This is a genomic window from Psychrobacter sp. M13 (assembly GCF_030718935.1).
GTDB lineage: Bacteria > Pseudomonadota > Gammaproteobacteria > Pseudomonadales > Moraxellaceae > Psychrobacter > Psychrobacter immobilis_G.
This window is the reverse complement of sequence record NZ_CP132194.1, coordinates 1,048,104-1,061,038: the sequence shown is the minus strand read 5'-3', so window position 1 is coordinate 1,061,038 and position 12,935 is coordinate 1,048,104. Positions and strand designations below refer to the sequence as shown.

Annotated in this window: 10 protein-coding genes; 3 read left to right on the top strand and 7 right to left on the bottom strand. The window is 42.0% G+C overall.

Features of this window, described 5'->3' with window-relative positions; all coding sequences use genetic code 11:
• Nucleotides 1-40: 40 nt before the first annotated feature.
• A complete protein-coding gene (locus Q9G97_RS04460) occupies nt 41-1,033 on the top strand; it encodes an ATP-binding protein (protein WP_305899876.1) in 993 nt (330 codons plus the stop codon).
• Between the two features lie 122 nt (nt 1,034-1,155).
• Here the strand turns inward: Q9G97_RS04460 and Q9G97_RS04455 are convergent, their stop codons facing one another.
• The 7 genes from Q9G97_RS04455 to Q9G97_RS04425 form a co-directional block, all read right to left on the bottom strand.
• Nucleotides 1,156-2,310: a ribonuclease Z gene (locus Q9G97_RS04455; protein ID WP_305899875.1), complete on the bottom strand. Its 1,155-nt coding sequence runs from the start codon at nt 2,308-2,310 to the stop codon at nt 1,156-1,158.
• A 73-nt stretch (nt 2,311-2,383) separates the two neighbouring features.
• Nucleotides 2,384-2,605: a hypothetical protein gene (locus Q9G97_RS04450; RefSeq protein ID WP_201572655.1), complete on the bottom strand. Its 222-nt coding sequence runs from the start codon at nt 2,603-2,605 to the stop codon at nt 2,384-2,386.
• Nucleotides 2,606-2,778: 173 nt separating this feature from the next.
• Nucleotides 2,779-3,447: a glutathione S-transferase gene (locus tag Q9G97_RS04445; RefSeq protein ID WP_201572653.1), complete on the bottom strand. Its 669-nt coding sequence runs from the start codon at nt 3,445-3,447 to the stop codon at nt 2,779-2,781.
• Between the two features lie 302 nt (nt 3,448-3,749).
• On the bottom strand, nt 3,750-4,820 hold the full coding sequence (gene rarD / locus Q9G97_RS04440; protein ID WP_305899874.1) for an EamA family transporter RarD: 1,071 nt from the start codon (nt 4,818-4,820) through the stop codon (nt 3,750-3,752).
• Between the two features lie 242 nt (nt 4,821-5,062).
• The gene (locus tag Q9G97_RS04435) at nt 5,063-5,731 is read right to left on the bottom strand and encodes a glutathione S-transferase (protein ID WP_305899873.1); all 669 of its coding nucleotides are present in this window, start codon (nt 5,729-5,731) and stop codon (nt 5,063-5,065) included.
• Nucleotides 5,732-6,086: 355 nt separating this feature from the next.
• Nucleotides 6,087-8,918 carry a DNA gyrase subunit A gene (gene gyrA / locus Q9G97_RS04430; protein WP_305899872.1) on the bottom strand — a complete coding sequence of 944 codons (2,832 nt, stop codon included), beginning with the start codon at nt 8,916-8,918 and terminating at the stop codon, nt 6,087-6,089.
• A gap of 489 nt (nt 8,919-9,407) precedes the next feature.
• Nucleotides 9,408-11,387: an autotransporter domain-containing protein gene (locus tag Q9G97_RS04425; RefSeq protein ID WP_305899871.1), complete on the bottom strand. Its 1,980-nt coding sequence runs from the start codon at nt 11,385-11,387 to the stop codon at nt 9,408-9,410.
• A gap of 317 nt (nt 11,388-11,704) precedes the next feature.
• On the opposite strand from Q9G97_RS04425, the gene Q9G97_RS04420 reads away from it, so the two are divergent.
• Both Q9G97_RS04420 and Q9G97_RS04415 read left to right on the top strand, forming a co-directional pair.
• Nucleotides 11,705-11,983, top strand: a complete 279-nt coding sequence (locus Q9G97_RS04420) for a hypothetical protein (RefSeq protein ID WP_305899870.1) — start codon at nt 11,705-11,707, stop codon at nt 11,981-11,983.
• A gap of 55 nt (nt 11,984-12,038) precedes the next feature.
• On the top strand, nt 12,039-12,914 hold the full coding sequence (locus tag Q9G97_RS04415; RefSeq protein ID WP_305899869.1) for a methyltransferase domain-containing protein: 876 nt from the start codon (nt 12,039-12,041) through the stop codon (nt 12,912-12,914).
• The last annotated feature ends 21 nt before the right edge of the window (nt 12,915-12,935 follow it).

Sequence of the window (12,935 nt, the reverse complement as noted above, 5' to 3'; positions counted from 1 at the left end):
CATCACCGTTACACGTCCATTAAAATTAGATAGAGTTATTATGCCTGAATCAACTGACGACTTTAAATCACCCAATCCCTATTGCTCTTCCTATGCACTACCCGAGCCTTTATTAGCTTTATTGAGCCAGTATTTGCATCAGCAAGTCACCCCTACTATTCAGATAGATCCTGAACAGTTGGCTTATCGCTGGGTTGGCGGGTCTACAGGTCACCTGCAACCTCTGACCGTTAATCTATTTTTAAGCTTAGATGACCTGCATGGGATTGACACCCAAAAGGCTAAGCTGATTCAAAACACGCGGCAGTTCCTAAAGGGGTATCCTGCCAATCATGTGCTGATGACAGGGACACGCGGCGCGGGTAAATCCTCTTTGATTCGTGCTCTATTGCAATCCTATCATAGCGAGGGTCTGCGGGTTATTGAGATTGCCCGTGATGACTTGCTAGTGCTTGATAAGGTTCGCGCGGCTATTAATGAATTGCCAAACGACTCCAACTGTCGCTATGTCGTGTACTGCGATGACTTATCATTTAATGGGCAAGATGAGAGCTATCGTACCTTGAAAAGTGTACTTGATGGTGCACTTGACTCTGAGCAGGACAAACTACTAGTCTATGCGACCAGCAATCGTCGTCACCTGCTACCGCAAATGATGAAAGACAATCTCAATATTTATAATGGTCAGACTGATGAAGTTAATCCGTATGAGACTATTGATGAAACCGTGTCCTTATCGGATCGCTTTGGGCTTTGGTTATCCTTTGGGCCAATGGATCAAACCGCTTACCTGCATATCGTCCAGCATTATTTAAGTATACAGCTTGAGCAGCTATCAGGATCTGATAGCTATCCTATTAAGAATCAAGATATTAGCAATAAAGTGATTGATAATGGCGAACTGGCAAGTCAAATCAGATCGGAGGCTTTGCGTTGGGCGTCAGAGCGTGGTGGACGCTCTGGTCGTATCGCTTATCAATTTAGCCGTTATTGGAGTGGTAAGATGCAATTGGCAGCGGCAGATGAAATTTAGGTTAGAGCGTTTTTTAAAATGAAATTTTCGTGTCGTTTTTCAATCATAATTTGATCAATGGTGCGCGGGGCGCACCCTACGCGACTGCAAAAAATTTCAACGACAAAGTCATTTATTCATATTTAACTCTCACGAGCAGATCCCAAAAACTCTACTTCGTTATCAACCTTACTTTCTGATGTTGATGACTTACCCTTAACTAAATACTGCGCAAAGTCTTCTGCTAGCCAAAGATTACCTTGATAAGCACTTTGAGCATCAATACGGATATCGCTCATATTTGCTGTGCTGCTATCAGGGTCATCATAGCTCTGGTAACGCGCGCTAAAATGCGTCAAGATCAAATTATTAAGCCCAATATCTTGCGCAAACTGACCAACTAACTGAGCGCTGCTATGCATCGGGTCAAAACCAGCTTCAGTATCAGGATCACTATCAGCGTCAAAGTCAGAATTTTGGGTCTGGATGCGGCTTTGAATTTTAGCCAATACCTCAGCGGTATAAGTCGCTTCATGTACTAATAGATCCGTATCTTGCAAAGCACCTACTAGACACGTAGGCGTGTCATTATCACCTGCCACTACGACACGCGCCCGCAGCTGCTCATTATGTACATAATCCGCTGATAGTAGGTGTTTACCTTCTTGAGTAGTGACATCCTCACCCTGCTGTAGCTTGCCCCATAACTGGCTTGGCGCAATATTTTCGGCTTTTAACTTGGCGGTATCTAGACGTCGATGGCTGATGGTCTGGGTGATACCAAAAGCATGGGAGGGCACTCTGTGCGACAGCTTAGTCACATCAATAGTGAGCTGTTGCTGCTTATCCAGTTCAAGGGTTATATCTGTTTTTGCTTTTTCTTGCTCAGATAATACATCCTCTACCGCTATAAAGTTAATAGTGTAAGAAAAGTGTAATTCAGTTGTGAGCATTATCGCATCAAGCAAGGTAGCAATAGCTTTTGGTGCGATAATAGTCAGTGACTCAGTACGTCCAGACATAGCCGCGCTAGCCAGCAGTCCTGGCAGACCATAGCAGTGATCGCCATGCACATGAGTGATACAGATCGCAACCAGCTGATGTAATGATAGCTTAGTATGTAACAATTGCTGCTGCGTGCCCTCTCCACAATCTATTAGCAGCCAAGGACGCGACTTGTTGTTATGTTGTTTAGCACTTGCTAGATAGAGATTTAGACATTCAATAGCCAATGCTGTGACATTGCGCTGTTTGGTCGGCACACCAGCTGATGTGCCCAAAAAGGTCAGTTGTAACATGGCTGATCTCTAGTAATAGCTGACTGATGAATAAACGTATTAATTGTTTTTTATCGTTGTAAATAACGAAAACTTAAGACAATTCGCAAAGTAACGTTTTCTCGCCCTCAGTGACTTGGCCCCCACTAGCGTAGCACTGTTTCACCATGTTTGACTCATGGGACTTCCAGCCGCCATAAAAGCTTGCCACACAAAGTAGCGCTACTAGTAGCTTTTGTGCCCAAGCTTTTGGCGATATATCTTTAAGATTGGGTTCAGCGCTATTTTTGAGAGGTCGATCATTTGGGTCAGTCATTTGCTTACCTTTTTATAGTACTATTTATGCTAAATAAAATTATTCTAAATGGCACTGTATTATAACCAAAAAAACAATAGGGCCTCAAAACTATCGTCATTGAGACCCTATTGCCTTAGTAAAAAGAAAAGCAAAAGCATAGGCTATTTTAAATGAATAGCTTGAGAATTAGCCTAAAACTTCACTCGTCCACCCTTTTCTACTGCTCGCTTAAAAGCTTCTCTTTCCTCACAGCGTTTAAGCCAGTTCAACACATTAACATATTTTACTTTATCTAAGCCCTTGCCAGCATTTGCACCGACGACAGCGATGTGCATTTGAATATCAGCAGCGCTAAACTCACTACCTGCAAACCAATGATCGTCTTGCAATTGCTCCTCCATCATATTGAGCATCGTGGTCAAGCTGCTACTGATCATGCTGTTTTCAACTTGCTTGCGAATACCCTTGCTGATTGGCTTGATCAACATCGGTGAGCGCTCAACGACTTTAGTAAATACTAAACGCATCACCAACAGCGGCATGACTGACGCTTCAGAGAAATGCATCCAAAAAGTATAATTCTCCCAAGCTGATTCATCACTATCAGCAGGCTTAAACTCATGCGCTTGATCATAATGCTTAAGCAAATACTCAATGATAAAACCAGATTCTACTAATGGGCGTCCGTCTGCTTCTAGTATCGGAGCATGACCGAGTGGATGAATTTGTTTTAGACTTTTAGGCGCAAGATGGGCTTTGGTACGATTATAAGCGGTCAGTTTATAATCAGCGTTTAGCTCCTCTAATAACCAAAGAATACGAAATGAGCGTGAGTTTTCTAAATGATGCAAATGTAACATGGACTATCCTATTGTTAAGCCATAATTAATGGTAATAATATAAGAGTATGATAAAACTTATCCGTATAAAAATGCCATAGATAAAAATATTATTAATAATAACCTAGCTGCTAGTGCTTTAAAACTGCCTAGTAGCGCGTCTGTTACGAAAAACAATATCTATAGGGTCAACTCTGAATATTCTAGAGTCAAACTAAGGTTTATATAACATTCTTCTTATACTTACCCTTAATTTTATGCAATGTTTATGCCATCACTATCTTTAACTTTAACGCTAGCTCTAACATTGCAATGAACAGAGGTTACTTGGAATGCAACTGGTCAATTTTGCGATTCATTTTATTAATCTTAGATTGATAGCGTCTAATTTTACGAAAGCGTCGCGCAACTAATATGCCCTCGATACGGTGATTTTTGAGACGACGATGTAGCGGGAAGCTGTTAATCTGTGGCTCATGGTAACCTTGCAGACGATTCTCACGCTTGTTATTAACATAGCCTAATGCACTATCAGCAACCATAATAAACAGCGCTAGCATAATCATGGCATACATAAATAAAGAGCCACCCTCATCGAGGTTCTGACTCAAAATAGTGATCGAGAATACAAAGAGCAGCATAGGCTCGACATAGCTTAGCGCGCCAAATAAAGACACGGGCAGCTTACGACTGGCAACCATCGTCAGCGACATAGCAATGGCACTAAAAGCACCAAGCAGCGGCAGCAGATACCACAATTTGGCATTTTGCACGGCCAAACTGATACCGCCACTTACAAAAAGTACGATAATAACTATCGGTGTTAGCAATATCAAATCTGATAGCAAGCCTGTGATAGGCGGCACAGCAAGCTTTCGACGCATCAAATAATAAGGCGGATAGCCCAAGCAAACAAATAACGTCACCCAGGAGATGTGCCCATATTGAAAGATGTCATAGCCTATCCCTAGCGCGGCAAAAAATACAGCGATCCACTGAAACACGCTAACCGGCTCTTTATAAAAAAATCGTCCCACTATAATCATCACCAGCGGCAATAAAAAATAGCCCAAAGTCACATCTAGAGCAAAATCATTGACTGGCCCCCACATAAATAACCAAATCTGTCCACCCAAAATCGGTGTCGGCAAAATAAACCATAACCATTCTTTTGGTGTTTTTAGGGTCTTTAGATAACTAAAAACATGTTGCCACTGCTTAGTGACACTGACTAACAGCATAATACTGATCAGCATAATCAGTACGCGCCATGAGGCAACTTGTGTACCAGATAATGGCTGCATAAATAGGCCGAATAAAAACATCAGCGCGAATAAAAAACTCGATGCTACTGATGCGACAGTGCCCTGCATAGTTTGGTTAGAAGTGAGCATAACAAAGGCCTTACAAATTGAACTGACAAAAAATACCGCTAAGAGATATAAGAATATTTTGGATTTATAAATAAAGCAAAAATTACAAAAGCCTCCAACGATAATGTCAAAGGCTTTTTTTTAGAACTTTAAGACTTAGTAAACTAGATTTACAATAAGATGATTAAAAGAGAAACGATTAAAACAGCAGTAACCCGTCTCTTTTATATAAACTAGAATTTTTAGTTTTAGAGAGTAATATATTAAAGAGTTATGTGACCACCCTTTTTTTCAGCGCGCTTAAAGGCTGTGCGCTGCTGACAACGTTTGAGCCAATTCATGACATTAATATAATCGCCACTACCTAGCGGTGTACGAGACTTGGCAGCAACAGCCACAAAATACATCTGAATGTCAGCAGCGCTAAAGCTCTCTCCTGCAAACCATAGATTATCTGCTAGATGCTGCTCCATGAGTGCCAACATAGCTAAGATATTGTCAGCAATATAACTTTTTTCGACTCTTCTGCGCATAAATTTGACGGCAGGCTTAATAAGAAAAGGCGTTCTGTCCACAATCTTATTAAAGACTAAGCGCACGACCAAAGGCGGCATCGCTTTAGCCTCTGAATAATGCAGCCAAAAAGTATAATACTCCCAAGCAAGCTCATCGTTATCAGCAGGCTTAAACCGTTGCTGTTCGTCATAATGCTTGAGCAGGTATTCAATAATAAAACCAGACTCAAGCAAACAGCGACCGTCAACCTCTAATATCGGTGCATGCCCTAGCGGATGAACCTTCTTTAGGCTATCAGGTGCCAAATAGGCTTTAGTACGTTTATAACGAGTCAGCTCATAATCTATTTTCAGCTCTTCTAATAGCCATAAAATACGAAATGAGCGTGAGTTTTCTAAATGATGCAAATGTAACATGACTTATCCTAACTTAGAATTACTGCAAAGCTTAAAATTACCGTAAAGCTTAAAATTACCGCAAAGCTCAGCATCGCTGCAAAGTTTGTATCACTATAAATAATCATTGTATAAAGGCAGATAAACAATAGTAGCTTATTACTATCACCATTAATACCGTATATAAAAATAATATTAAGACATGTTCTCATTTTGAATACTAGTAAAAATCGACAGAAAATGTCAGAGCCATTGACAATGGCATAAGCAAAAAAATAAAAACCTCTAACAGTGATGTTAGAGGTTTTTACTGAGAGGTTTTAGATCATTTGCTGAAGATCAGACTGACTCTATAAGCCTAGTCAAGTGTCTAACATCAAGAGTCATCTTGTGGATTATAATCGTTAGCAATATCAATAGTTTCACTGATATCCGCGTTATCGACTTCATCTATGCCAGCATTAGCCGCAGCGTCTACCTCTGCTTGCTCTTGACCCTCAACCGCAAATGTACCGTCCTCTTTCATCGCATCAATCAAAGCGTCATCATCGCCCTCTTCATGCTCAACTCTCGCCATAGCGACCAGCTTCTCATCTTTTGATAGACGAATCAAGGTCACCCCTTGAGTATTACGACCCGAGCTGGCCACATGCTCAACAGGTGTACGTACTAGCGTACCTTTATCTGATATCAGGATAATATCATCTTCAGGATCAACCTTAGTGGCACGAACGAGTGCGCCATTACGCTCGCTGGTCTTGATAGCGATAACCCCACCGCCGCCGCGATGCTGAGTATTGAACTCATCAACAAAGGTGCGTTTACCAAAGCCTTTTTCACAAGCGATTAGGATTTCATGGACATCATCTTCGATAACTACTAATGATTTAATGAATTCATCACTAGCAAGACGCATACCACGTACCCCTTTGGCGGTACGTCCCATAGCGCGAGCATCCGTCTCATTAAAGCGAATAGCTTTACCGCTTGAGGCGAACAGCATAACTTCTTGGCTACCATCAGTGATACGAGCGCTGACTAACTTATCGCCTTCTTCAAGTCCGACGGCAATCAGGCCATTAGAGCGAATATTAGCAAACTGCTTGAGCTCAACACGTTTGACCGTACCATTGGCCGTTGCAAAGAAAACAAAAGGCGGCTCAGCGGCATTACTATCTTCTAGTGATTCGTCATCGCTTACCAAATCGCTATCTATTAAAGCTACTTCATTTTTGCTAGATAATTCTTCTACCATTTTGGGGATTGGTAAGATAGTGGTGACCGTTTCATCACCCGTCAAACCAATAAGATTCACTAAGGGTCGACCACGTGCGCCGCGACTGGCAATCGGCACTTCAAAACCACGTAAACTAAAGACGCGACCCGTATCGGTGAAACACAGCACGGTTGAATGCGTTGAGGTCACGATTAAATGATCGATGACGTCATCTTCTTTCATCGCGGTCGCAGACTTGCCTTTACCACCACGTTTTTGTGCGACATAATCATCAATTGGCTGAGTTTTGGCATAACCCGTACGCGATACGGTCATGACTACCGTTTGTTCAGGGATCAAATCTTCACGGCTAAAGTCAGTACGTGAATCGATAATATCAGTACGACGCTCATCACCAAAGTTGTCACGAATCTCAATCATTTCATTGGAAATAATAGTCATCAGCTTATCAAAGTCGCCTAAGATAGACTCAAGATTGGCGATTTCACGCAGTAGATCTTGATATTCTTCGGTTAATTTGTCTTGCTCAAGACCCGTCAAGCGATGCAGCTGCATCTCTAAAATAGCGTTGACTTGATCAAGTGATAAACGATAGCTTTGCTTAGATGCGTCTTCATGCACGATCAAACCAAACGGTGCTTTAGGGTCTTCGCCTTCAATATAATCAGGGCGCACCGACTGGCTACCAGCCGCTTTTAGCATCGCAACTACGCTACCTGAACCCCAAGTATTGTTTAATAAGCTCTCACGAGCTTCACCGCGACTAGCAGAGGCTTTAATAGCGGCAATTATTTCATCGATATTAGCTAATGCTACAGTTAAGCCTTCGAGCAAATGACCACGGACACGGGCTTTATTTAGCTCATAAATAGTACGGCGGGTAACGACTTCTTGACGATGGCGGACAAACGCGGCAATGAGCTGACGCAAAGTTAATAGCTTTGGCTGACCATTATCGAGCGCCACCATATTGATACTAAAGCTGGACTCAAGCGGCGTTTGCAGAAACAAGTTATTAACGATAACTTCCGCAGTCTCACCGCGACGAAGATCAATAGCGATACGCATACCATCTTTATCAGACTCATCGCGTATCTCACTAATACCTTCAATCTTTTTGTCACGTACCAGCTCAGCAATACGCTCAATCATCTTGGCTTTATTAGATTGATAAGGTACTTCGGTAAATACAATACGCTCACGATCACGGTTGACGCCCGTATCCGTCATCGGCTCGATATGATAGCGACCACGGATATGCAGACGACCTTTACCCGTGCGGTAAGCGTCTTGGATACCCGCACGGCCATAAATAATACCGCCTGTAGGAAAGTCAGGGCCTGAAATATGCGTCATCAGCTCATCGCTTGAGATCTGTGGATTGTGCGCATAGGCCAAGCAAGCATTAATCACTTCGGTCAAGTTATGCGGTGCCATATTGGTCGCCATACCGACCGCGATACCTGTTGCACCGTTGACTAGCAAGTTAGGCACACGAGCTGGCAATACGCTAGGCATACGCTCAGAGCCATCGTAGTTATCTTCCCAATCGACAGTGTCTTTATCAAGATCAGCGAGCATCTGGTGGGTCAGCTTGGTCATGCGCACTTCGGTATAACGCATCGCCGCTGGTGGATCATCATCGATTGAGCCAAAGTTACCTTGCCCATCAACCATTGGGTAGCGGAGGCTAAAGTCCTGCGCCATCCGCACGATAGCATCATAGACTGCACTATCTCCATGAGGATGATATTTACCAATGACATCGCCTACCACACGCGCCGACTTCTTATAGGCTTTATTATAGTCGTTCGATAACACATGCATCGCATACATCACTCGGCGATGCACAGGCTTAAAGCCATCACGCACATCAGGTAGCGCGCGCGAGACGATCACGCTCATCGCATAATCCAGATAGGACTGCTTTAATTCATCGACGATGGCAATAGGACTGATCGAGTCGCTCATATACACTCCGTTATTCATCTTCAGCTCTAATGTTTGCATTAAAGATTGCAGCTAACTTTTCATAGCCAGCTATAGCGCTTATGATCATCAATCAATACTGCTGCAAAATGCGCAGTTCATATCGATATATATACATCATAAAAAGCACTGCTTTAGAGGCAAAACAAGAGAAATATAAAGATGCTATTTTTAATAGAAAAGGGACTAAAAAACAAAGTGTATTTTAGCACAAAATTGCCTATTTAGGGGCATTTAGATGCTATTAAACTACCTAAATCAGCCTATCGTTAAAAGTCATTTTGAGTGTTTATTAGGATATGAATTATCTTATTGTTAGGCGTTTTTGCTTGGCAGACTTTAATATTTCTACCAATGAGTTAGTTCTACTTAAAGCACAGTTTTGGACCTATAAACGACAAACTGCCAAACACTTTTCAATGCTTGGCAGTTTATTAAAAGCTTAAGACTATTGGAGATAAGTTTAAGTGTTTAAAATGCACCATTTAGACCAATGAAGAAACTCGTTGAATCATCGTCATCCCCTTGTGTGAAATTAATACCAGCATTAGCGTTGAGCGGGCCAAAGTTGCGAGCTAGTCCTAGTGTCATACCGAAGTTATCATCGTCAGTGTCGATAGTTGGGGTCTCAAAGCTAATACCTTGAATAGTGTTTAAACGTGCTGAAACAGCATCACGATCATCGCTTAGACGATTTTGATAATAAACATCTCCAAAAATATTAAGATTAGCTGCTAAAGTATGATTGGCTTTGACACCAAGCTTACCGTAAGTGGTCGTATATTTTTGCTCATCAAATTGCATGGCAATACCAGATATTTCTTGCTCTTCTAAAGCATCGATTTTGACACGGTTGATCATTGCACCAAGATAAGGCGTTACGTCAATATTGCTCACTTGCATTGGATAGCCTGCTTGCAGGTTAGCGTAGTAACGTTTTCCGTCGGCATCTGAGTCAAAGTTTTGAATAGTGCCGCCCAAGTTGACTGAACGCGTAACATCGACATCCATTGAGCCATAACCAATAGCGCCATTGAGTTGTATACCGCCTAACTGCTCTAAGGTAGTCGTATGATAAACACCAAAACCTAGCTCATCAATACCGATATCACTGAGACCTGAAGAATTACCTGAGCGGTCAAAATCCTTACGCGTAATATTGGCATATAAGCCTGTTACAGCGTTAGTAAAGCTGCCCATATTTGCATTTGCAAAGTCTACCCCTACGAGTAGCTGAGCGTTACCATCGCTCTCATACCCTGCGATATCAGCGGTACCAACTTCTCCAGTTGCCCAAGCGGTTCGCGCCGCTCTTTGCTCACGGCTTTGAACTTGGTTAATATGTGACTGCAAGCGCTCGCTAGTGGCCAGGCCTACTTTAGTCGCAATATGTGGCAACACTCCAATTTGACTCGGCGCAGTGACTACTGCATTGGCATAATCCGCTACTAGCTGATGCGTGCGACCCGTAGGATGAACACCATCGGCAAAGAAGTAAGTTTCATTAGCATTTGAGGTTACTAGATCGCTAGAACCACAAAATAGAGAGCTGTCAGACGGAGATATATTTGTACAAGCTCTATCAGTCACATTAGTAAAGCCAAAAGCGGCTGGATTGGCACTGATTTGCTGAGTTAAGCTATACATATCTAGTGGAATAATATTAGCACCAGTGGATGCTACACCGCTAAGCATCGCCTGATTATATGCATTAGTAGTAGCAGTTGCTACTGCTTGAGTCGTCTGTGCTTGCAAAAGATCGTCGCCTGTCAAAGTAGTATCAGCAATGAAGTCAGGAGTGATACCAATATCAGGAATATTCGGTACTAAAATATAATTGACACCACTATCTTTAAGTGTCTGAGTAGTTTCAACTTGACTACCAACTGCTGCAATAACGATATTTTGAGCATCAGAGGCACTGGTTGCTCCAGATGCTGCAAATAAATCATTGGCTCCTGCCCACACAACATACAGACCTTTGGAATCAACTTCATTATTAGCTAAATAGTTATCAACTTGGGTGTTGGCAGAAGCAACGGTAATAGGAAATCCAAAACTATTGTTAACAACGTCCACACCTGCTCGTGCACCACCAATAGCATAGTTATTGCCCGTTAAAGGACTACCAAAAGTGTTGGCAACTGCTGTCGTACCTAGCTGTTCAGCAAAAGAGGTTGCCCACACATTATCAGGATTCGTGGTGAATTGTCCTGATTCTGCAAGTCCTAAATTACCTTGAGTGATGGGACTAAAGAAACCACCATCAGTTAAACTATCACCAAAAAATGTGACACTATTGTACTCGCTAGCATGAGCGGCGCCCGCGATAGATAGGCTGATAGCGACTGATAGCAGACAACGAGTCATTATAGGTTTTTTAATAACGTGAGCAATGGAAGATGAATGGGGACAAGTCATTAGCTTAGCGCTATCTTTAGATATAGTCATTAGTGCTATCCTTAGCAGTCAATAAATAGAAGTAAGTCATATCAGCGGTCAAAAAAATAGATATTAGGTAATCTATACAGCAGTTAATATTTATCTGACATTGTTGCTCATACCTTACTGTTTATACCGTAAACGATTATAAAAAGCTACTTTAAAATCTGTCAGTAGAAGTCAAATTAATTTTGATGAACTTATAAAATGGTGGTTCATCTTTATCTAGACAAATAATTTTTGTTGGTTACACTGTTGACTCATAAATATTAATTTTGGCATCCAAAAGCTTTGCGATGCTACTCCTATAAAGGCTGACATTTATCATGGATATTATTCTTGCAATCGTTTGGGTGCTAGCTATGGTGTTGTATAGCTTTTCAAGTGACTATGCGCTCGCTTTCCCCAGTTATAAATCTCAAGTTTTGCCCTTGATACGTTGGGGTTCTCTATTAGTCGCTATAGTACTCTCCACTTATCTGGCTATGACCTATCGAGATAACCTAGTAGGTACAGGTATTTGGGTGTTCTTTATCGTCGTGTTTGTGGTTATCCTACTCTCAAAATTGGTGTTCAAATGGGTGCTAAGACGACCACGGAACTGAAGTAATTTAGCATGAGTCAAAAATATTTTAAAAAAAGTAAGAGTAAGAAATAACTATGAGTGATAGCACACAGATGGCAGAGCAAGAGCCACGGGTCGATCGTAGCTTTGATGACGTAGCGGATCATTTTGAAAAAAAAGTCTACGGTGGTCTCAAAGGAGATATTCGACTGGCGGTATTGCGTCGTGATATTTTTGAGTATGTAGATGAGTTGACTAAGGTTTTAGGTCGTCCTCTGCGTATTTTAGATGTCGGTGCAGGTCTGGCACAGATTGCTATAGAGCTGGCAATACAAGGTCATAACGTCGTGGTTAATGACATCTCAGCTAATATGCTAACTAAAGCGCAAGCAAGCTTTAAGCAATTGGCAGTAGATACAAATGATTGTGAGGTGAATGCGTTTGGTGAAATAAAATGGATTGTCTGCCCTTATCAAGAACTTGCAAAGACATTAGCAGCTGACCCAAATAATAAACCGCTAGAAAAATTTGATTTGATACTCTGTCATGCGCTATTAGAGTGGTTGGCGAAACCCGCTGAGATTATGGACTTTTTTGATAGTCAGCTCACGCCTACTGGCGCATTATCTTTATGCTTTTATAATCCTGCGAGTTTTGAGTATCGTAACTTGATTATGGGTAATTTTAATCTGCTTGATAGCTTGCTTAGTGCGGACGGCTATCAAGCGGATAATAAAATAAGCCTCACGCCCAACCATCCTGTCGCTAAGCTTGAGGTTGAGCATTGGCTTGCTGATCATCACTACAAGATAGTAACAGAGAGTGGTCTACGAGTATTTCACGATTACGCGCCGCTCAAACGCGGTGGTCACAACGTGCCCAAGGAAGTGATAAGAATGGAGCTGCGCTACTCGCGTCAAGAGCCTTTTAAACGACTGGGTCGCTATTTGCATATTCTAGCGACTCGCTAAGGGTTCTTATCAGATAGCTTT

What these genes read in the sequence shown, in the direction of transcription:
- gyrA (WP_305899872.1), bottom strand. Translation starts at nt 8,918, where the DNA reads ATGAGCGACTCGATCAGTCCTATTGCCATCGTCGATGAATTAAAGCAG.
- Q9G97_RS04445 (WP_201572653.1), bottom strand. Translation starts at nt 3,447, where the DNA reads ATGTTACATTTGCATCATTTAGAAAACTCACGCTCATTTCGTATTCTT.
- rarD (WP_305899874.1), bottom strand. Translation starts at nt 4,820, where the DNA reads ATGCTCACTTCTAACCAAACTATGCAGGGCACTGTCGCATCAGTAGCA.
- Q9G97_RS04425 (WP_305899871.1), bottom strand. Translation starts at nt 11,387, where the DNA reads ATGACTATATCTAAAGATAGCGCTAAGCTAATGACTTGTCCCCATTCA.
- Q9G97_RS04460 (WP_305899876.1), top strand. Translation starts at nt 41, where the DNA reads ATGCCTGAATCAACTGACGACTTTAAATCACCCAATCCCTATTGCTCT.
- Q9G97_RS04435 (WP_305899873.1), bottom strand. Translation starts at nt 5,731, where the DNA reads ATGTTACATTTGCATCATTTAGAAAACTCACGCTCATTTCGTATTTTA.
- Q9G97_RS04450 (WP_201572655.1), bottom strand. Translation starts at nt 2,605, where the DNA reads ATGACTGACCCAAATGATCGACCTCTCAAAAATAGCGCTGAACCCAAT.
- Q9G97_RS04420 (WP_305899870.1), top strand. Translation starts at nt 11,705, where the DNA reads ATGGATATTATTCTTGCAATCGTTTGGGTGCTAGCTATGGTGTTGTAT.
- Q9G97_RS04455 (WP_305899875.1), bottom strand. Translation starts at nt 2,310, where the DNA reads ATGTTACAACTGACCTTTTTGGGCACATCAGCTGGTGTGCCGACCAAA.
- Q9G97_RS04415 (WP_305899869.1), top strand. Translation starts at nt 12,039, where the DNA reads ATGAGTGATAGCACACAGATGGCAGAGCAAGAGCCACGGGTCGATCGT.